The sequence below is a fragment of the Veillonella parvula genome, assembly GCF_040097785.1.
In the GTDB taxonomy this organism is placed as follows: Bacteria; Bacillota; Negativicutes; order Veillonellales; family Veillonellaceae; genus Veillonella; species Veillonella parvula_D.
Genome location: NZ_JBBNNS010000003.1, coordinates 141099 through 161984 on the forward strand (window position 1 = coordinate 141099; position 20886 = coordinate 161984).

The window sequence follows — 20886 nt, forward strand, 5'->3', positions numbered from 1 at the left end:
ATGTCAACCATAAATATATATGATTTGAACTATACTGATGCCTTCAAATTAGGTATTAGGAACTATGCTAATTTTAACGGTCGTGTTAGCCGTAGTGAATATTGGCGATTTGTGGCAGGCGTTACATTGATACAAGGATTACTTGGCATTTTAGCTTTACTTTGTAGTATCTTGGGCTTCCCTAATTATGAAACGCTTATCGATAATGTTGCTGTAGGGGTATCCCTTTTCTTTATAGTTCCCAATATAGCTATCACAGCGCGACGTATGCATGATATTGGCCGGAGTGGTTGGACGCAGCTAATCTCATTTATTCCTGTTATAGGATTCTTTATATTCCTCGTTTACGAATTGCGTCGTGGTGATGAAAGAGAGAATTCATATGGTGAAAGAACCGGATATACACCTATTACTCCTGAGGTTAGCAAGGCTACAGGACTAGAAGAAACTCCATCCCGTCGCCAAGATTGGGCGATGGGGATTGCTATCTTTATTATCCAATCTATTATTATTGCTGATATCATTAGAGAGATATTATGGTATGGTATTAATGGGAATGGATATATGTAATAAAGATCTGCATTTATTAATAATCTCATTATTTTATTTTATAAAAGTTTAACATCTCCTTTATAGACAATATAACACTTTGTAGTAAAATGAATTTCAGATGAATTCAAAAATATAGATATTAATAAATAAAAAATATCTAAGTTCTTATATGTGTTAAGTACCGCAGGACTTCGTAATCTTTGCTGATTCCTGTTTGTAACTAGAAGGAGTTTATTATGAAATCTTGTCCCTATTGTGGACATGAAGTGTTAAAAACAGAGTGTTACTGCCCAGAATGTGGGCATGTTAGTAGACCACAAATCTCGTTAGATAAATACAATCTAGGCTTGATTGAAAACTTTAAACAATGTTTGGTTTATAAATATGCTGATTTTGATGGTCGTGCAAGTCGTAGTGAATATTGGCATTTCTTGTTAGTCTATCAATTGTTGTTTGTGGCCATTCTATTTACTTGTGCTTTTTTGAGCTATATTAGCCCACTATCTAGCGTAGTAGGCGTAGGTTTTGGTTTGGTCATCCTTGTCCTCTTGTCCGTGATTATGGTTATCCCTGGCGTGGCCGTTTCAGTGCGACGTTTACACGATCAAGGCCGCTCAGGGGGCCTCGTATTTATTGGATTCATCCCTGTAATAGGGACTATTATCCTGTTGATCCTTATGACTCTGCCTGGTGAAAGCCAACCAAATCGCTTTGGTCCCCCTACAGGTCAAGTGGTTGTAACAAAACAAATGGCCCGTGAATTAGGTCTTATTGATACTACGCCATCTATGGGACTAACTGCAGGACTATTCTGCGCTATCTTTGTACTCTGGTTCTTGGTAGATAAACTACTTATGACTAGTGCGATGTAGTTTATGATGTATCCTATAATGAAATATAAAGCATAGGTTATTCCCAAAATATATAGACATTGATTTTCAAAATCGTCAACAGTAATGATATAATATTTTCAAGTAGAATTTATTTGTTATTGCTGGTATCTTCAATGTATTAAGTGCCCTTGTAATGGATACTGCGCTAGCAAGTGTTGTAGGTCTTATTTCTATAGTATATAATCTTGCAATTCTATTGCCTTCCATTGGTCTTGCTGCTCGTCGTTTACATGACATTGGTAAAAGTGGTTGGATGCTTTTGATTAGCTTGATTCCATTTGGTATTATCTATGTTATTTATCTACTCGCTCAAAAGGGTGATGAAGGTGATAACCAATACGGATCTCCAATGAGCTATGAAGTAATTACTGTTGAAGAAGCCGCTCGCACTGGTCTTAAAGAAACTCCAACTGACGACATGGATCGTAAATTCATGTACGTGTGCATTGCAATTATTATTCTTGAATTAATTCTCATGAGTGCTATCTAATAATTGTATATACAATAAAGCCTACGTAAGTAGGCTTTTTCTTTTGACTAATAGGGAGAGATTCTATTACATTTAGAAATAAAGTATTTGACAATTTCCCCGTTTGAGTCATATAATTATCTATTATATGAATATTGCGTTGAAAAAGACGGCATGTCTCAGACGGATTTAGTAGAGACCAAACTCATGGGCTGAAAGGTTTGGAAATCTAGAGATTTGCGGATCACTTTGGAGCAAGCGGCAACGCCGCCGGTGAACACCGTTATATGTTTAAGTGGCTTTCACAATATGAGAGATGAGTTGCGTCTTATGTGTTACAATCATGTGCTAGCATGGTGTGACAATCGCAGAAATGCGGTGGCGCTAGCTTTCACAAGTAACGAGAGTCAGTAGGGTGGTACCACGGATATGACGTCCGTCCCTTCGGGGGCGGGCGATTTTTTTATGTAAAAGGAGCACAGCATGGATTACGGTAAGACGTTACATTTGCCTGAAACAGAATTCCCAATGCGCGGCAATTTGCCTAAGCGTGAACCAGAAATCTTAAAATTCTGGGAAGATAACAAGATTTATCAAAAACGTTTGGAATTGCGTAAAGATGCAAAGCCATTCATTTTGCATGATGGTCCTCCATATGCGAACGGTAAATTGCATATCGGTCATGCCCTCAACAAAACGTTGAAGGACATCATCATGAAATACAAGACTATGACTGGTCATTATACTCGCTACATTCCTGGTTGGGATACGCACGGTTTGCCAATCGAGCATGCGGTTATTAAAAACACTGGTCTTAACCGTCATGAAATGGCGCCATTGGACTTGCGCAATAAATGTAAGGAATATGCATTAGAATGCGTAGAAACACAAAAACAAGATTTCATTCGTTTTGGTGTATTAGGCGAATGGGACCGTCCGTATTTGACATTGCGTCCTGAGTTCGAAGTTAAACAACTTGGCATCTTCGGCGAAATGGCAAAACGCGGTCACATCTATAAAGGTCTTAAAACTGTATACTGGTGTACGCACTGCGAAACTGCATTGGCAGAGGCAGAAATCGAATATGCTGAGAAAAAATCTTTCTCCATCTACGTAAAATTCCCTTACGTATCCGAGAAAAAGGTTACATTGCCAGCTGGCGTAGATCCAAAACAAGCATACTCTGTTATTTGGACAACTACTCCTTGGACAATGCCTGCCAACGTAGCTATTTCCGTTAACCCTGAGCTTGAATATGGCTGGGTGAAAGCTGGCGATGAATACTACTTGATGGCTACTGAACTTGTTGACGCAGCTATGAAAGATATTGGTATCGAAGACTACGAAATCGTAAACCGCTTCTCTGGGGCAGATTTAGAATTAGCTGAATTTAAACATCCATTCGTAGAACGTACATCCACTGTATTATGCGGTGACCATGTAACACTTGAAGCAGGTACTGGTTGCGTACATACAGCTCCTGCACACGGTGAAGACGACTTTAACATCGTTATGCGTTATAACAAGGAAGGAAAAACTGAACTTCCTATCGTATCCCTTGTAAATGAAACTGGTAACTACACTAAACAAGTAGACGACAACCGTTATGGCGATACTGAATTCCCATTAGCTGGCGTAGAAATTCACGATGCAGAAGTGCCTGTAATCAAAATCTTGGCACATAACAATGCATTACTTCACAAATCTAGTTTGCGTCACCAATACGCTCACTGCTGGCGTTGTAAAAATCCTGTCATCTACCGCGCTACAGAACAATGGTTCTCCTCTGTAGATGGGTACCGTCAACAAGCGCTTGATGCAATCGACAACCAAGTGCAATGGGTTCCTAAATGGGGCCATGACCGCATCTTCAACATGGTGCGCGACCGTGGTGACTGGGTAATTTCTCGTCAACGTATTTGGGGCGTTCCAATTCCTATTTACTATTGTGAAAGCTGCGGCGAGCACATCATCAACGATGATACTATTAAAGCATTACAAGAAAAAGTAGCCGTAGAAGGCTCCGATGCATGGTGGGCTCACAGTGCAAAAGAATTGTTGCCAGAAGGTTTCAAATGCCCTCATTGCGGTCATGATGAGTTCAAAAAAGAAACAGACATCATGGACGTATGGTTCGACTCTGGTTCCTCTTGGGCTGGCGTGCTCGAAGTTAATGATCTTGACGTACCATGTGCTATGTACCTTGAAGGTTCTGACCAACATCGCGGTTGGTTTAACTCTTCCTTGTTGACTGCAGTAGCCACAACAGGTAAAGCACCGTACAATTCCGTATTGACTCACGGTTTCGTTGTGGACGGCGAAGGTCGCAAAATGTCTAAATCTGTAGGTAATACAGTGGCTCCAAGCGACATCATCGACGTATATGGTGCCGATGTAATGCGTTTGTGGGTATCTTCCGCGGATTACCAAGCAGACGTACGCTTGTCCAAAGACATCGTAAAACAATTATCCGAAGTATACCGTAAGATCCGTAATACATTCCGTTTCTTGCTCGGTAACTTGGATGACTTCAATCCGAATACCGATAAAGTGGCTTACACAGATATGTCCGAATTCGATAAATGGGCATTATTGCGCTTAGAAGAAGTACGTCAAAAGGTTACTGATGCGTACGAAAACTATGAATTCCACATGTTGTACCATGCAATTCATAACTTCTGTACAGTAGACTTGAGTTCCATCTACCTTGATGTAATGAAAGATACAATGTATGCTGAAAGCAAAGATAATGTAGCTCGTCGTTCTGCTCAAACAGCGATGTACGAAATCTTGAAAACATTGGTAGCCATGGTATCTCCAGTACTTTCTTTCACAGCGGAAGAAGTTTGGAAATACATGCCTAAAGAAGAGGGCATGCGCGAATCCGTTATGCTTCAAGATTGGCCACAAGGTCATCCAGAACATTTCAACCAAGAATTGGCTGACAAATGGAATCAATTGTTAGATTTGCGTACATCCGTACAAAAAGCATTGGAACTTGCTCGTCAAGACAAAACAATCGGTCATCCATTAGACGCATCCGTTACAGTATACGCTGAAGGTGCTGCATTTGATGCATTGAATGCCCTTGGTGAAGAAGGTTTGGCTAAACTTGTTATCGTATCCGAAGCTCACATTGTGAACGGCGCTGCACCGGCAGAGGCTGTTAAAGACGAAGAAACCGGCGTTGCAACAGTTGTTGTTGCTTCTGGTCTCGAAAAATGTGAACGCTGCTGGATCCACCGCGATACAGTAGGTCAAGATAGTGCACATCCTACACTTTGTGCACGCTGTGCCGATGTTGTAAAAACATTACAATAAAAGTGCTATAAAGAGTACTATAATAGAAACGCTGTAGTAAAAATCTAGAATCAAAATAATTCTATTATTAAGATTATAGGGATTATCAAAAAAAGACCATCCTGTTGAACTTCACTTCCAAAAATTGTGTCTAAATTTGGGGGTGCAGTTCACTGGGGATGGTCTTTTTATGTTTGTAAATCCTTTGGCACTGTTAATTGTTTCCAATTATCTAGTTCAGGGATTTCCAAGGTATTGATCGTTTTTTGAATCCAATAATTCAAGGACACTTCGTTTCCCACATATTGTTCAAATAAGTAGGTCTTACCAGGCATGTCTTGTTGGTTTCCATCGTCATCGATGGTATGACGGGCGGACTCTTTTAGATAGAGCTGCACCCTAAATGGGGCCGACTGATTGCCTTTGAAAATGAAATAGGATGGGCCTACAAAGTCATGGGTGCGAATATTAATTTGTTCGTACTTTTTCTCTTTCAATCCTTGTAATGCAGCCTGAATCATAGCATTTGCATCATCGTATTCCTCTAGCAAGAACGGCTGTTGATCCACATCGAGCACGTAATGCCAGGTTGGCTTTTCTTCGTTCTTTTCAATAGTCCAATTACCCTCGAGGCTAGGTAATTGATGATTATCGTAAAGCGCTTTCAATAGGTTTATGGTATTTTCTTTGTCGTAAATGGACTTGTAGATAATTTCATGTCCTTCTGATGGATCATAACCATGTAGCCTTATTTGATAGTGATCTCGTAGCATCCGTTTTATATCGACCTTAAAGATATTACGCAATGTATCTGGAACGGATAGGAAATGATTGTAAAAGCTGAGCTTCATTTCTTCTTGTGACTCTAAGGCGGTTTCAATGGTTTGCCAGTCGTACAAGGTTGTATCCCATAGAAAGTCGTCCATAGTTACAGATAAGCGGGCCGCATTTTGAGGCCAGGTGGTAGGCGCAGGGCGTACCGTAGTAGTTGACTCGGCAATACCTTCTTTGTACTGCCAATGACCATCGATCTCCTCAAAGGCTGCTAAGCGTTCTTCTGCTTCATCATCGATAGGGATATCTTTTAGCTCCGGATCTAAATTGGCTTTGTGAGACAAGATATATTGATGGGATTGCTCGTAATAGGATACGGCTTGAGTTAAATCTGGCTTGCCTGTTACATAGCCTTTTTCGTAGGCATAGCCCAAGGCAACGCGTGTTAAAGCGCGCGTAATATCGTAGAAAAGAACGCGATTCTCCTCTTCAAAGGCTCGTTGCTCTTCATCTAAGACACGTAGTAACGATTGTACACCGAAGCGAATGTTTTTCGTCACCCCTAAACCGTGGATTCGCATGTATCCGATATAGGGCAAGGCAAATATGAAGCGATCTTTTGTGGCCGCCATATGAGTTAAGTCTGCAATGAGACCCCAGTCGAGAGGGAGGTGGCCTATGTGAAAGATGTAGCCGAAGGCTGCCTGTAAGGCGGTGTAGCCCGCATCACTAAACTCTTTTGTTGCCGCACGGCGGTAGAGACCGATAGCCTTTACCGGATCGTAGGGGATAGTACAACGTAAATTTTTGGCATCATAGAAATGATAGTAATAATCCGCTAATTCTGCGATGCTTTCAGATTGACCTAAGGCGGCACCTTTAGTGAACCACGTGAAAGCAACCTCGAATTTACCATTTTCATGGCAGTCGAGGCCTGTATATAGCATCATGGCAGGGTTGCCAAGCTCGGCCGCAGTCTTGGCGACGCGGCGCGCATTGGTGAAGTCGGCCTCGTCGATATAGATATTGCGCAAGTTCCCTTGGAACATGGCAAGACCGTTATCGAGGGCCTTATTAAACCATTTCTTAGCCAGATTAGATGCATTTTCTTGCAATGTTTCGTCTGGCACAGTGCCTTGCAAAGCGGCGATACGATCCTGTACAGAGTTTGCTGTAAGGCTTCTTTGAATGCGTTTAGTCCAGCTCATGGGCGGAGGTGTTAGCATAGCTTCAGCGGAGTCGATGCGATTATCATCGCGCCAGAAGAAAACATTGCCTATAACATATTGGCAATAGGCATCGCCTCGGTCTGCATGGTCATAAACAATGCGAAAGGCATCGTCGAAGGAAATTTGCATATCCTTCTCCACGGTAGGCGTGATGGAGCCTTTGATGCGCAAAGCTTGTAATGTGCCGATAGGGCTACAACGGCGAATGCTATCGTGTAAGCACTGATACGTGCGCATATTGTCCTCTGGGAAGTTAGACTCTTCCCAGGTAAAGCGAGGTCCTGCATAGACACGTGCCAAAAGGGCATACGCATCGCCTAGCTCTCTAGCCGCTGAATCATTGGCTATCTTGAGAGCATCATCTTTAGTATCTATATCACTTTCAAGAAGGGCCGTCATATCGTTTCGCAAGGCGCGATGATCAGTTTGTACTGCACCTTGCTGATTATTGACGATGAGTTCTAACTGACGTAAGCCTTCTTGAGCCATTTTTTGATTATAGGATGTAAAAATCATGTGGAAGACCTTTTGCAGGCGTTCCGTAAAGTACTGTGCCATTAGGCCTCCTTTTATACTATAAAATACATATTTATTATATAACGAACGCTAGGTACCGTAAAAGAGGCAATGCTAGTATATCTGTATGTTTTCTGCTGATATCATATTGATATCGTTTAACTGTTCTCACAATATACTAGACTATTTCTAATATGCCTGTATTTAAACGGAAGCTTCAGTATGTGTTGTGTTTAAGCGCAAAAAATCCCCTCTGAAGAAGATCTGTTGTCACAAATTTTATGTGATGGTGAAATCTTTCAGAGGGGTTATATGTATCCTAGTTCGTAGGAATACATATTATTTTTTGTTGTAATCGCCAAACCATTTGTTGTAGATTTTTTGGTAAGTGCCGTCTTCTTTAAGTTCTTTAAGAGCTTTGTTAACAGCTTCTTGTAAAGCTTTGTTGCCTTTTTTCACGCCAAGCACTGTGCCAGGAGATTGTGTAGGTTCGCCTACGAGTTTAAGGTCTTGATCAGCACCTTGTTTGAGGTAGTACATAGCCACAGCGTTATCGATGATAGCGCCATCAATTGTACCGGCTTTCAATTCCATGAAGATATTAGCGTTGGAATCGATTTGTTTTACTGTTGTGCCAGGGATTTTTTGAGCCATTTCAACAGGGATTGTGCCGATTTGAACACCTACAGTTTTACCTGCTAACTCGTCCATGTTGTGGATGGTAGTGTTGTCTTTACGCACAACTGTGATGAAACCGCCTTGATCAAAGTACACATCGGAGAAGTCCAATACTTTTTCACGTTCTGGAGTAGCGTTGATGCCTGCAGCAATCATATCGATATCGCCAGATTGAACAGCTGGAATCAAAGCGTCGAAGCCCATGGATTTGAATTCCATTTTTAGGCCGATTTTTTTAGAAATTGCTTCAGACAAATCAACGTCGAAACCAACGTATTTGTCGCCTTCAGTAAATTCGAATGGTGGGAATGTAGTTTCAGAACCTACACGCAATACACCTTCTTGTTGTGTCATTTTTGGTTTGTCGTTGCCACAACCAGCCAATAAACCCATTGCTGCTACCGCTACGAGGGCGATGGCTGTCAATTTTTTGAACTTAAACATAGTATCCTCCTCAAACATCCATATACATGGTTTATACATTTCTGTTTATATTGTACGGAATTTTACACCAATAGGCAATAACATTGTATAATTAAGAATAAACGAGTTTTTTATTCTTTATTGTAGAGTATCATAATCCTTTACAATAATGTGGTTATATACATGGAGGCAATATGTCCCTTACAACTACTTTTGCTGATCTTTGTAAAAGCTTCGCACCTGATGCGTTTGCCATTAATTACACATTAGCCAAGAATCCTGAGATTTCCAGTCAGGAGTTTGCGTCTGTCAAAACCATAGGTGCTGTTCTCGAAAAATATGGCATGGATGTAACCTATGAATTCTGCAATTTGCCGACTGCCTTCAAGGCATCTGCCGTGAAAGTAGATAACCCAAAAGGGCGTTTAGCTATACTTTGTGAATACGATGCACTGCCAGAGGTAGGCCATGCGTGTGGTCACTCTGCTAGCGGCTCTATGAGCGTGCTAGCTGCATTGACACTACATAAAATGCAAGAAGAAGGCGTTGCTTTCAACATGGATATCGATATTATCGGTACACCAGATGAAGAAGCGATGGGCTGTAAAGTAGATATGTGCAACGCAGGGGTGTTCAAAGAATACGATTTTGCTATCATGGTGCATCTCGACGGCGAAGAAACGCGTCCTAACTCACAATTTTTGGCGCTCGATTGCTTCCGCGCTAAATACCATGGTAAGCCTGCCCATGCAGCCGGAGAGCCTTGGAATGGCATCAATGCGGTGAATGCTGTACAACTTGCCATCCATGCTATGGATATGATGCGCCAACAAGTGCGACCTGAAACGCGCATCGGCACGTGGATTATTGCTGGAGGCACCGCATCCAATGTGATACCTGCCTTCGGTGAATTAGAGGTCACCGTGCGTCACACAGAACGGGAGTACTTGAATGGTTTATCCGAGCAAATCAAAAAAATCTTTGAAGGGGCGGCCCTTTGTACAGGTACAACTGTGGATGTAGAGTTTTATGGCAATCCTTATGATGATATGAACCAAAATAATCGTGGCACAGCGCTTATCGAAGAGGTAATGTCCGATATGGACCTCGATTTTGACCCCGGTCCAGCAGCCCTTGGAGGTAGTTCAGATATTGGCAATGTAAGCTATCAATGTGCGGCATTCCATCCTAAATTGCGCCTCGCTGGCGAGCCGAAGGTGTGCCATTCTAAAGAATTTGCTGCTGCCATGTTAGAGCCTACCATTGAACAAACTATCATCGACGGTGCAAATATCATTGGTGGCACAGTATTGCGATTGGTTGAGAATCCAGAAATCTTAGAAGAGATTGTAGCCGAATTTAATAGTACTAAATAAAAGTAATAGAAGGAATAGAAGGAGGATGTATGGCCTCGACTGAGACATTACAAATAAAAAATTATATAGGCCTCACGGGGGATAAGCCGATTCGATTTATTGCATCCGATGTAGATGGTACCTTGGTAAACGATGCAAAGGCGATTCCTGAGGATGCTATTGAGGCGATTCGTGCCGCTCGTGAAAGTGGCATCCGCGTAGCCATTGCTTCTGGTCGCGCTTGGAATGAGATGAATGATGTCATCGAAAAACTACCGTGCTTGCGCTATTTCATGTGCACAAATGGTGCTTATGTGATGGATAAGGATGAAAGCCGCAGTCTATTCCACGTAAGTTTTGATAAAGAACAAGCACTACATTTGCTTCGCAAACTATTAACCTATGGCGTCTATGTAGAGGCCTATGTGAAAGACCAAATCTTTGGCATGTATCCGCCATCTAGATGTATTACACCTGAACGCTTAGGCGTATGTGCTAGCGAACGCAATGAAAGTGATAAAAAGGTTCATGGAATAATGGATAATCATTTACCTAATACCAAAAATCAGATTTCTGATACAGGGGAAACTCGTCTGCCTGGAGCAACGTACGATCACTATGCATTGGCGGAAGGCAACGAAGCAGCAAAAGTAAAGATGTCTGAATGTGAAATAGAGCAATCTAATTTCTTCTTTAGACCTAATATTCGTCCATTTATCTTGGCTACGCGGACTATGGTATGTGATCTACTAGCTCATATGGAATCCTTAGACGAAGGGCCTGAGAAGATTCAAATCTTCTACGGTGATGAACCGATGCGTCAACGTATCTTGCAAGACTTGCGCGATGAATATCAAGGTTTATCCCACGACGGTACAGGCCGTGAACGTTTCTATGACGTATTACTCTCTAGTGAAGGCAATCTAGAATTTGTCTTGCCCCACACTACAAAAGGCACTGCCGTAGAAGCCTTGGCAAAACATTGGGGCTTAAGCCCTGATGAGGTGATGACACTAGGGGATAGCGAAAATGATCTCTCTATGTTACGCTTTGCGGGCGCTGGTGTAGCCATGGGCAATAGCAAGCCGAACATTAAAGAAGCGGCGCATTACGAAACGACAGACAATAACCACCAAGGCGTGGCAAAGGCAATCTATTCAGCTATTGCATATAATAGTGAATTAAATAAGAAAAAACAATTATAATAGCTGTTCTTGTATTGAAATATTTTGAATACTTGAGCTAGCGTGATGTTTGTGATCTTATATATTTAAAATATGAATTCTACTACTTAAAAGTAGATAATGTTAAGTTCGGCACAGATAAAGAATGCATAGGAGGTGATGTATATGGGAAATCTAAAGTTTAATATTGATGACACTTGCGTTAAGTGCGGTGCTTGTGCTGAGGATTGTCCTGTTCAATGCATCACCGAAGGTAAGACTCGATTTATCATTGGGAAAGGTTGTATCAGTTGTGGTGACTGCTATTCCATCTGTCCCGTGGGGGCCGTAAAAATGTATAAACGAGAGGACACTAAAAAGTGATGGCTAGAAATCTTTTAACATTGTTAGTAAATTGACTTACATACGGAAGGCTCCAAAAGAGTGATAACTAGAAATCCGAACATTAAAGATTTATTTATAATTTACATACGGAATATATGGAGTCGTTATACTTCCTATGGTATAATAAAATGTAATGAAAAATTAGCGTTTGGCTCGGAAAAACGCGCCCCAGTACAGAAATGTATGGGCATAATAAATAGTGAATATACTTTCACAAATAGATGCATATGGAGGAAGGCATGGAAAACAAGGAATTTGTAATTGTTGTTGACTTTGGTGGTCAATATAATCAATTGATCGCGCGCCGTGTTCGTGAAAATCACGTATACTGCGAAGTATATCCATACAACAAAGCGCTGGAGAAAATTAAGGAATTAAAACCGCAAGGTATCATCTTTACAGGCGGTCCTAACAGCGTGTATGAAGAAAACTCTCCAAAAATTGAGAAAGAGATTTTTGAACTTGGTATTCCTATTCTTGGCATGTGCTATGGTATGCAATTTATGGCGCATACATTGGGTGGCGAAGTTAAATCTGCGGACAACCGTGAATTCGGTAAAACACCTACTAAAGTGGACACTACATCTCCATTGTTCAAAGGCTTGGAAGAAGACCAAGTTGTTTGGATGTCTCACGTTGACTATGTAGCAAAGGTTCCTGAAGGTTTTGAAATCGTAGCACATACTAAGGATTGCCCTGTTGCATCCATGCAAAATAAAGAACGCAAACTATATGCTATGCAATACCATGCAGAAGTATTGCACACTGAATATGGTAAAGAAATGCTTCACAACTTCTTGTACGAAGTATGTGGTTTCACAGGCACATGGACAATGGCAAACTATGCAAAAACTGCTATTGAAGACATCCGTAACACTGTAGGCGATGGCAAAGTATTATTGGCATTGTCTGGCGGTGTAGATAGCTCTGTTGCAGCAGCTCTTATTTCTAAAGCTGTGGGCGACCAATTGACTTGTATCTTCGTTGACCACGGTTTGATGCGTAAAAACGAAGGTGACGAAGTAGAAGCAGCTTTCAAAGATTCCGGCATGCATTTCATCCGCGTAGATGCTGAAAAACGTTTCTTAGATAAATTGGCTGGTCTTGAAGATCCAGAAGCTAAACGCAAAGCTATCGGTGAAGAATTCATCCGCGTATTCGAAGACGAAGGGCGAAAAATTGGCTCCGTTGACTTCTTAGCGCAAGGTACAATCTACCCTGACGTTATTGAGTCTGGTACTGGCGAAGCTGAAGTTATTAAATCTCATCACAACGTAGGTGGTTTGCCTGCAGTTGTAGACTTCAAAGGTCTTATCGAACCATTGCGCAACCTCTTCAAAGACGAAGTGCGTGAACTTGGTTCTGAATTAGGCTTGGCTGATTACCTCGTATGGCGTCAACCATTCCCAGGTCCTGGTCTTGCGATCCGCGTAATGGGTGAAATCACTAAAGACAAACTCGACATCTTGCGTGATGCGGACTACATCTTCCGTGATGAAATTGCAAAAGCTGGCCTTGATCGCAGCATCAACCAATACTTTGCAGTATTAACATCTACGCGTACCGTAGGCGTTATGGGTGACTTCCGTACATACGATTACACATTGGCATTGCGTGGCGTAACAACAACAGACTTCATGACTGCTGACTGGGCACGCATCCCTTACGACGTATTGGATACAATCTCCCGTCGTATCGTAAACGAAGTACAACACATCAACCGTATTGTGTACGATATTACATCCAAACCACCTGCTACAATTGAGTGGGAATAGAAAGAAAAAATTATGAAGGCTTTGAAATCAGGATTTCAGAGCCTTTACTTAGAATAATAGTAAACAAGGAGGTATTATATGGATTTTAAAAATTATGAAACTTTTTTATGTGAGGAATTAACAAGAATAGTGTTAGAAATTATTAATGAAAATAAACAATTAGAAATTTCTGCACGGGCAAGAGCTGGTGCGGAAATTAGTGATTTTTTAGAAGGTAAGTTTAAAGAAAAAGTAAATGATGAAAAAGTATCTAGTTTTATTTATGATGCTGCACAGTCACCTCAAGGAAAAACAAAAAACCCATGGGATGCTCGTTGTAAGTTTAACTACATGAATCGTGAAGAGGAGGTTTGGATTGATTTTAAAGCAATAAAAATATCTTCGGTAGATAGTAATCCAGATATAGGTACTCCTTCAAAAATTATTTCGTTTATTGAAAATGGAAATTTTTATTTAGTTTATATTATTGTTTATTACGTTGGAATTGAATCAGGACTACAATTTGAGGAGTATAACGAAAAATTTGTTAAAACGTATTTACTTAAAGATGTAAATCACAGCTTTAGGTTAAATCCTAAACCACAATTACAAGTTAATATTTCTGCTGAACCTGAATACAGAACTAGGGAAGAATTTATTAAATTATTGTTTCAAAAAATGCAAGAATCATATACAAGGCAGGAAATTAGTATCACCAAAAAGAAAGAAAAATTGGTTTCGTTATTGCCAGAATTAATAAAATGTAATGAGGAATCAGAAGAAAGAGATTAGCCAATTTTAAAGGCTAATCTCTTTTTTTATATATTCTAGTTCATCGGTACTTAGACCATAAAACTGTGCAAGTATTTTATCGATTGCTTCCACTGCTTTTTCACAATCTAATAAATTCTTTTGTATTTTACTATATATACTCTCTAAAGAATTATTGGTTTCTGGATCATCCGTTAATCTGATTTTCTTTAAATCTGATAGTTTTATCTGAGGTTGTTTACCATTTCCCGAACGAATTATTTTTAACTTTTGAGCATAATAGGTTGTTATATTAGAATTAAGTTGAGAACAAACTGAATTTAAAGTTAAACTTTTATTTGTGGTAAGAATTTCGCCATTATTTATACATAATGAATATAAACTATTATTTGAGGTTGAAGGTTCTAAATAGACTGAGGAAACTATTTCTTTCGATGATTGTCTAATATAGATTTTAGGAGAATAATGCCTTTTAATATCTCCCAACATAATTCTTTTTTTATTTTTTATCCCTTTCTCTTCAAGTTCATGTTTTATTGTTGTATTTATACTATCTTGCAAAGTCATATCATAATGTAGAAATTTATCATAAGACATTTTATCAAATTTTTTTGTTAAACTTTTTCCACCCCTAAAATATGGGAAAGTTATTTTATTATCGCTTTGAAAGTCTTTTACAAAAATATCTTCATAAGTTAATAACATTGAATTTGTTCGAAGTGATTTCCCAGAAAAAAAATCAACAAGTTGTTTAGATTTATGTTCTATTTTAGAGATCAAGACTTTGTCCTTATCATCAATTAATAATAATTTTAAATTAGGAGTAGTGGCCCATTCTATTTGGTAAAAACTTCTATGTTTTCCATTACTAAAGTCACTTATTAGAAATCTAGAATTTTCGGTTTTTAGCGGTTGGTTTTTAAGAGTAAGAATAATTTGTCCGCTAGCTACGTTTTCGAAGGAATTAATGTTAAGGACCAAATTTAGAATAGTGGTATTTTCTAAAATATATTTTCTTATAAATTCAAATGCAGTTTCAAAGAAACTGATATCAATAACAAAAGAGATTATACCATTTTTATTACATAGCTTAATTGCCTGTTCTATAAAAAACATAGTAATGTTTAATTTTCCGTTTACTACACTGGATGGAATAAAATCATAATTTTTAATGTAATATTCACGTAAACTTTCATTTTTCTGTATACCTCGTCTTCCATATAATGCAACATAAGGAGGATTACCTAAAATAATATCAAACTTATCAGATGTTTTAGTGTTAAAGTATTGTAATTTTTCATTAATATCTTTTTTTTGTGTAGTATCACCTTGTATAATATTAATATTTGAATAAGAAGATGTATTATTGAATAAGTATTTTAGAAGAAGATTTATTTGGATTTTTTGAAAGTATATCAACATGGGGTCAATTTCAATTCCCACGTAATTATCTAATATATTTAACATTAATTCGATACTATTATTCAATTTAAATTGGTCATATAAAAGTACTATGATGAAATTACCTGTTCCTGCACAAGGGTCAAGAATTTTTAAATTTCTAATATCTTTTTTAGAATTGTTTAATGAATCATTAATTATATATCTGATGATTTGTTTATCAACGGTCGGATACTGCCCTCTTATTTTTCTGTCATTTTGATTATTTAAGTTATAAATATCTTTAGATATTTCTAAAAGAAAATCAATAATATTCAACTCTAAATCGCTTGAAATTGGTTTTTCAAGCGTAAAATCTGTCTTTTTCAATAGATCTATTGTTAAATCAATATTAAGGATGGTGTTAAAATAGTTATAATATCTACTAAAAATTGAATTGAATTTTTTTTTATGTCCGTCATTCATGTCGTTATCTTCACTATCGCTTTCATTCTTAAAAATTATATTTAATTATATCAAAATTTGTTAAAAATCTTAAATTTCATTCTACAATTAAGCAGAAAATAAGGGTTTTGGTTGACTAGGCTTTTTGCTTTGGTTATTGTCTCTTCTGCATTTAAAATTAGTTTAATCATGATAAGATTCTTTTTAATTGTTCCCTTTGTAAGAGGTAACTATATAATAACATAATTTGTCCCTCTTGTGAAGAGAAAAAGCAAATAATCGTAAAAAAAATAGCAACAATAACAGTTACTATTTTCGAAGTCTATTTAATAATGCTGCTCGGACAACAATTCTAATTATATAAGATACTGTCACATAATTGGTATCTGTATATTTTGGAAATTCCTTTTTCAACTCATCTATAAATGATTTTGTATCATCATTTATTGTAAGGTTAGTTTTTAGTGGTGTATCTTCTAATTTACCGAATTTTTTCTGTACTAAAGGTGTAGTTTCTTGAATTATTTTTTCCCAATCAGTAATACCGATAGTTTCTCTAAAAGCTTGATTTACTACAAAACCATTTGTTATTGTTAGTTCTCCAAAATTTTCTTTAGTAATTAATTCTTTTAATTCTTCTATATTTTGCAAAGTTTCTAAAGCTAATCTAACGCTTAATTTCATTATCTCACCCCTAATCCAGTTTATATTATATCGAATTTAAGATAATATTTCCACATTCAAAAGGGAACTGTGTGCAAACAATTTGCAAATAACAGAATTTAATTGTATTCTTATTTATTTCTTTATCGATATATGTCTCAGAATAAATATTAATTTTGAGTAAATGATTGAGCCAACAGAAGGATTCCTCTGTTGTTTTTTTATAGTTATGAAGTAGATAATTAAATTTCTTACGATTATTATAGAGTCTAAATGATGAATATTCATAAAATCTTAAAAGTAGTATAATTAAATAGTAAAATTGTTGAATATAAAATGTATGAAATTATCGATGTTTGGGTGATTATCTCTAGTTCTAGTAAAGACTTATTGGATTAACTAGATGAGGTTAAATGGGGGAATAAGTATGTTTTTATGTGAGCAATCAATTAAAAGGCTTAGGATAATTATAAATGGAGATAATACAGATGATTATAGATCTGGGCCTGATTTAGTTAGTTTTTTTAATAAACTTGGATTTAATGATTGTTATGGGCAAGGATTTCCATCTAGATGGATATTTACTGAACTAAAATTAAATGAAATTAATGGAACGACAAAATTAGAGAGTTGTATTAAATCTATATTTGCTGTGAATAATTATATAGGTAGAATAGATTATTTAGACAATCTAATTGATGAGTTTAATCAATATTTAGCGTTTGATAAGCTGAAAATTTTTAGAGAGAATGAAAAAATTTTAATTGGAAAAATAGATAAGATAATTATTCCTCGTATAAAGGAACAGTCAGATATTTCTGAGAAAGAGTTTTTACAATTAGCATTTGATACATCTATTGATGATATCGGATTAGATTATAATATAACTGAAATTTTGAAGATTAGGATAGGTGAAGCTGAGAGTAATATAAAGGTAGGTTGTTCATTATCGGCAATTATTCTTATTGGTAGTGTTGCTGAAGGAATATTATTAGGTGTTGCTACAAAGTATCCTAGAGATTTTAATACTGTGAATAGAGCTCCTACTAATCGAAATGATGGAAAGGTTAAACCGTTTAATGCGTGGACCCTTAATGATTTTATTGAATCTGCATATGAATTAGATATAATTCATGAAGATGTTAAGAAGTTTAGTCATGTTCTTAGAGAGTTTCGAAACTATATTCATCCATATCAACAGCTTTGTTCAAAATTTAGCCCCAATATACATACTGCAGCTATTTGTTTACAAGTACTTAAAGCATTAATTACACAGGTTAGTGAATATGTAAGAAAGGTATAAGGTGGAGAAGATGCCCAGTCAGGAAGTTATTGTGAGGAGTGCAGCATTTATTGAACAAGGAACTCAGTTTGAAGTTATGTTGAAAGAGTGGGGGTTGCCATCAGAGAATATAATTGCAAGTGCTGATGAACGAATTAGATTAGTAGAAAATTTACCTAGCCTCATGTCTACTATTCCGGCAGAACAGAGACAAAACGCAACATATTTATCTAGATTTGTTGCAGGCGCATTGATAGGTCTTTTTGATGCCTCATTAAATTATATTTGGAATGAGGTTGTTATCAGTCTAAGAAAACGTATTACTTGTTTTGGTATCGATACATTTTTTGATAATGCTGTCTCGACTAAGGTAAGAGATCAATATGAGACAGAGGAGGATTTGTCTGGGATTAAAGATAGAGTTATGCTTGAAACACTTAAAAAGTTAGAGTGGATATCTACTGTCGTTTACCTAAAGTTATGTCATATATTAGACATGAGAAATCAAATAGGCGCATCTCACCCTAACTCTTATGATATTCATGCTCTAGAGTTATTAGGTTGGTTACAAACGTGTGTGTCTGAGGTTATTACTGATCAACCCTCTGATTCAGCAGTTCGTGTAAAAGAAATTATAGAAAACTTAAAAACAAATAGTGAACCAATAAAGGATAGTACCATAAAATCTATAGGAGATGCTGTTGCAAGATTTTCCTCTTCAATGGCGGGAACATTATTACGCTCTTTATTTGGTCTCTTTGTTGCAGATAATACAAATGTGGGTGTGAGAGCTAATATTCTTAAGCTTTCTAAAGAGGTTTGGGATTATTGTAATGAAGATGTTAAGTTTGATTTTGGTGAGAAGAAACTTTTTTATTGTAATAATCTTCAAACGGCGAAGGAAGAACTAGCATATAAGTTTTTAGAAAATTGCAATGGTTTGTCATATTTATCTATTACTGATCGTAGTTTAACGATTAGTAGTTTATGTGATGATCTAATTCAAGCTCATGATAATTGGGATAATTATTATCATGAAGTACCACTAGCAAGAGAGATAATGAAATATATTTCTTCTGCTACAGATATACCTAAAGATAGAGAGATAAAATTAATTGATGCTTTTTTAGTATGTAGAATTGGAAGAGAGGTTTCTTATGGTGACGGGGTTTCATCCGGTGCTATTACATACTATGACTCTTTATTTAAGATGTTATCTGAAGAACAAATTAAAGTAACCTTAGTTGAATTAAGTGAGTATATAGATTCTATATCTTCTGGGGTATCTACAAGAGCGAGAAATATAAGACAGATTATAGATTTATTAAATAGAGAGGATATTAATGATAGGTTAAAAGAAATTCTAGATTATATTGTAAGTTTTGATGAAAGAGATATGATTCATAAAGTTTATAAAGATAAAAAGTTCAAGGATATTTCAAAGGGAATATTAATATTTAGCTAATTATAGTGTTTTGTATTTTTCTATAGGCGACTTTGGTATATACGATTATAAATTGTTGTTGTAAGGCATAAATGTGGATAATAATTTATATATCATAATTGATATTATATTGATATTATACTGCTCTATCAATAATGATAAGTGTGAATAAACATAAAAAAATATCATATTTAACGTGCATGGATATAAAGCCTTTCATTATTTTGGTGGGAGGCTTTTGGTATAAATTGTAATAGATAAAAATGAGTTTATAAAGGTCGTAGTTATTCTAAGGAGATATGGGAATGAATAAGGGAAAAGAAATTATTTTACAGATACAAAATGTAGCATATATAAAAAATCATTTAGGAACAGATCTGTGAGTTCAAGTATCTGGTCACAAATATATGAATGAAGCTGATACTGCCTTTTGGTGTGGTTTTGTTTGAGTATTTAAAAGAGGCATATCAGAGTATTGATTTGAATAGATCGAGTGACAAATAAAGTTATCCAGGGTTTCTTGAAGATAGAGATGGATGATAGTATAAATCGAATCTATTAAATGAAGGATATGAACCTATTCTATATTATAGGGATTTTTATAGCGTTAAAGCAGATTATATTGAATTATCACAAGAATTTATCTTATTAAACAATCTTTGGTATAATTTCATCGCGAAAGCATATTGGGCCATGTATGAAAATGGTGAGTTTGAAGAAGTCGTTAAATATATTGATGATACAACAATTCAGATTAAAATGAAATTATTGAGGAACTATTTAGTATCTAAATAGATGACAGTTTTGCTTTTTTCGATATTAGAACTCAAGTTAATGGGAGTTTGTCTGATTATGGTCTAGATAAGTTTAATTTACATTACAATGAGGCATTAGTACATTTCTTTTAAAATATGATTTTATTTTTTTAGATTAGTTTATAAAATTGAGGCCCTATGAAAACAACAAAATCTTTTGGCGAGTATTCTAAATATTCTCTTCACGATGCAAGGGTACAGAAAATAGAATACGCAGATGATAATTTAATCCTTACATTTGACTATATTTTTTCTTATGAGAACGGTGTTGAACAAACTCATAAGGCTCAAGTTGTATTTGAGACGTGCGATATAGATTTTTTTGAAATTCTCGTGTTTAATAACACAATACTAGATACTTTCACAGGTAAAAGAATTGAATTATCTCAATATCAACAGGATTATAGTGAAAGTGAATTTGAGGTCATTACGGAGACCTATAATTGGGATCACGCTGTATTCCAGGGGTGGTTATGGACCGAAGGGAATCCAGTACACTGTATAATGAACATATACTTTAAAGGTGATATGGTATATGTAGTTGAATGAGGACCA

16 protein-coding genes are annotated in these 20886 nt (G+C 36.8%); 12 read left to right on the forward strand and 4 right to left on the reverse strand.

All coding sequences use genetic code 11. The annotated features are described in order from the left end of the window. The 4 genes from AAA071_RS06870 (at nucleotide 1) to ileS (ending at nucleotide 5235) form a co-directional block, all read left to right on the forward strand. A complete protein-coding gene (locus tag AAA071_RS06870) occupies nucleotides 1–570 on the forward strand; it encodes a DUF805 domain-containing protein (RefSeq protein WP_316581408.1) in 570 nt (189 codons plus the stop codon). A gap of 218 nt (nucleotides 571–788) precedes the next feature. Next, nucleotides 789–1424 (forward strand): DUF805 domain-containing protein, encoded by a 636-nt coding sequence (locus tag AAA071_RS06875; RefSeq protein ID WP_349234096.1) that lies wholly within the window; start codon nucleotides 789–791, stop codon nucleotides 1422–1424. A gap of 127 nt (nucleotides 1425–1551) precedes the next feature. Further along, entirely contained in the window at nucleotides 1552–1935 is a 384-nt protein-coding gene (locus tag AAA071_RS06880) for a DUF805 domain-containing protein (protein ID WP_349234106.1), read from the forward strand. A 462-nt stretch (nucleotides 1936–2397) separates the two neighbouring features. Then, nucleotides 2398–5235, forward strand: a complete 2838-nt coding sequence (ileS, locus tag AAA071_RS06885; protein WP_316055288.1) for an isoleucine--tRNA ligase — start codon at nucleotides 2398–2400, stop codon at nucleotides 5233–5235. A gap of 167 nt (nucleotides 5236–5402) precedes the next feature. Here the strand turns inward: ileS and AAA071_RS06890 are convergent, their stop codons facing one another. Both AAA071_RS06890 and AAA071_RS06895 read right to left on the reverse strand, forming a co-directional pair. Beyond that, nucleotides 5403–7775 (reverse strand): tetratricopeptide repeat protein, encoded by a 2373-nt coding sequence (locus AAA071_RS06890; protein WP_316055289.1) that lies wholly within the window; start codon nucleotides 7773–7775, stop codon nucleotides 5403–5405. 297 nt (nucleotides 7776–8072) lie between these two features. Continuing rightward, complete coding sequence (locus AAA071_RS06895) at nucleotides 8073–8855, reverse strand: basic amino acid ABC transporter substrate-binding protein (protein ID WP_278472830.1); 783 nt, start codon at nucleotides 8853–8855, stop codon at nucleotides 8073–8075. Between the two features lie 173 nt (nucleotides 8856–9028). On the opposite strand from AAA071_RS06895, the gene AAA071_RS06900 reads away from it, so the two are divergent. The 5 genes from AAA071_RS06900 (at nucleotide 9029) to AAA071_RS06920 (ending at nucleotide 14303) form a co-directional block, all read left to right on the forward strand. Further along, complete coding sequence (locus AAA071_RS06900) at nucleotides 9029–10210, forward strand: amidohydrolase (RefSeq protein WP_316581411.1); 1182 nt, start codon at nucleotides 9029–9031, stop codon at nucleotides 10208–10210. A gap of 29 nt (nucleotides 10211–10239) precedes the next feature. Then, nucleotides 10240–11394, forward strand: coding sequence for an HAD hydrolase family protein (locus AAA071_RS06905; protein ID WP_316581412.1), 1155 nt, complete (start codon nucleotides 10240–10242; stop codon nucleotides 11392–11394). A 144-nt stretch (nucleotides 11395–11538) separates the two neighbouring features. Next, nucleotides 11539–11736: a 4Fe-4S dicluster domain-containing protein gene (locus AAA071_RS06910; RefSeq protein WP_287521411.1), complete on the forward strand. Its 198-nt coding sequence runs from the start codon at nucleotides 11539–11541 to the stop codon at nucleotides 11734–11736. Between the two features lie 260 nt (nucleotides 11737–11996). After that, the gene (guaA, locus tag AAA071_RS06915; protein ID WP_349234097.1) at nucleotides 11997–13532 is read left to right on the forward strand and encodes a glutamine-hydrolyzing GMP synthase; all 1536 of its coding nucleotides are present in this window, start codon (nucleotides 11997–11999) and stop codon (nucleotides 13530–13532) included. A 78-nt stretch (nucleotides 13533–13610) separates the two neighbouring features. Next, entirely contained in the window at nucleotides 13611–14303 is a 693-nt protein-coding gene (locus tag AAA071_RS06920) for a hypothetical protein (protein ID WP_316581413.1), read from the forward strand. 6 nt (nucleotides 14304–14309) lie between these two features. On the opposite strand, the gene AAA071_RS06925 is transcribed toward AAA071_RS06920, so the two are convergent. Both AAA071_RS06925 and AAA071_RS06930 read right to left on the reverse strand, forming a co-directional pair. Next, a complete protein-coding gene (locus tag AAA071_RS06925) occupies nucleotides 14310–16148 on the reverse strand; it encodes an Eco57I restriction-modification methylase domain-containing protein (RefSeq protein ID WP_316581414.1) in 1839 nt (612 codons plus the stop codon). A gap of 288 nt (nucleotides 16149–16436) precedes the next feature. Continuing rightward, on the reverse strand, nucleotides 16437–16811 hold the full coding sequence (locus AAA071_RS06930; protein ID WP_316581415.1) for a hypothetical protein: 375 nt from the start codon (nucleotides 16809–16811) through the stop codon (nucleotides 16437–16439). Between the two features lie 406 nt (nucleotides 16812–17217). Here AAA071_RS06930 and AAA071_RS06935 point away from each other — a divergent pair, with 406 nt between their 5' ends. The 3 genes from AAA071_RS06935 to AAA071_RS06945 all read left to right on the forward strand — a co-directional run bounded on the left by AAA071_RS06935 (nucleotide 17218) and on the right by AAA071_RS06945 (nucleotide 20880). Then, a complete protein-coding gene (locus AAA071_RS06935; RefSeq protein WP_316581416.1) occupies nucleotides 17218–18093 on the forward strand; it encodes a hypothetical protein in 876 nt (291 codons plus the stop codon). 10 nt (nucleotides 18094–18103) lie between these two features. Continuing rightward, complete coding sequence (locus AAA071_RS06940; protein WP_316581417.1) at nucleotides 18104–19537, forward strand: hypothetical protein; 1434 nt, start codon at nucleotides 18104–18106, stop codon at nucleotides 19535–19537. Between the two features lie 932 nt (nucleotides 19538–20469). Then, nucleotides 20470–20880, forward strand: a complete 411-nt coding sequence (locus tag AAA071_RS06945) for a hypothetical protein (RefSeq protein ID WP_316581418.1) — start codon at nucleotides 20470–20472, stop codon at nucleotides 20878–20880. Nucleotides 20881–20886: the final 6 nt, after the last annotated feature.

What these genes read in the sequence shown, in the direction of transcription:
- AAA071_RS06935 (WP_316581416.1), top strand. Translation starts at nt 17,218, where the DNA reads ATGTTTTTATGTGAGCAATCAATTAAAAGGCTTAGGATAATTATAAAT.
- AAA071_RS06905 (WP_316581412.1), top strand. Translation starts at nt 10,240, where the DNA reads ATGGCCTCGACTGAGACATTACAAATAAAAAATTATATAGGCCTCACG.
- AAA071_RS06895 (WP_278472830.1), bottom strand. Translation starts at nt 8,855, where the DNA reads ATGTTTAAGTTCAAAAAATTGACAGCCATCGCCCTCGTAGCGGTAGCA.
- AAA071_RS06890 (WP_316055289.1), bottom strand. Translation starts at nt 7,775, where the DNA reads ATGGCACAGTACTTTACGGAACGCCTGCAAAAGGTCTTCCACATGATT.
- guaA (WP_349234097.1), top strand. Translation starts at nt 11,997, where the DNA reads ATGGAAAACAAGGAATTTGTAATTGTTGTTGACTTTGGTGGTCAATAT.
- AAA071_RS06900 (WP_316581411.1), top strand. Translation starts at nt 9,029, where the DNA reads ATGTCCCTTACAACTACTTTTGCTGATCTTTGTAAAAGCTTCGCACCT.
- AAA071_RS06925 (WP_316581414.1), bottom strand. Translation starts at nt 16,148, where the DNA reads ATGAATGACGGACATAAAAAAAAATTCAATTCAATTTTTAGTAGATAT.
- AAA071_RS06870 (WP_316581408.1), top strand. Translation starts at nt 1, where the DNA reads ATGTCAACCATAAATATATATGATTTGAACTATACTGATGCCTTCAAA.
- ileS (WP_316055288.1), top strand. Translation starts at nt 2,398, where the DNA reads ATGGATTACGGTAAGACGTTACATTTGCCTGAAACAGAATTCCCAATG.
- AAA071_RS06920 (WP_316581413.1), top strand. Translation starts at nt 13,611, where the DNA reads ATGGATTTTAAAAATTATGAAACTTTTTTATGTGAGGAATTAACAAGA.
- AAA071_RS06940 (WP_316581417.1), top strand. Translation starts at nt 18,104, where the DNA reads ATGCCCAGTCAGGAAGTTATTGTGAGGAGTGCAGCATTTATTGAACAA.
- AAA071_RS06910 (WP_287521411.1), top strand. Translation starts at nt 11,539, where the DNA reads ATGGGAAATCTAAAGTTTAATATTGATGACACTTGCGTTAAGTGCGGT.
- AAA071_RS06875 (WP_349234096.1), top strand. Translation starts at nt 789, where the DNA reads ATGAAATCTTGTCCCTATTGTGGACATGAAGTGTTAAAAACAGAGTGT.
- AAA071_RS06930 (WP_316581415.1), bottom strand. Translation starts at nt 16,811, where the DNA reads ATGAAATTAAGCGTTAGATTAGCTTTAGAAACTTTGCAAAATATAGAA.
- AAA071_RS06945 (WP_316581418.1), top strand. Translation starts at nt 20,470, where the DNA reads ATGAAAACAACAAAATCTTTTGGCGAGTATTCTAAATATTCTCTTCAC.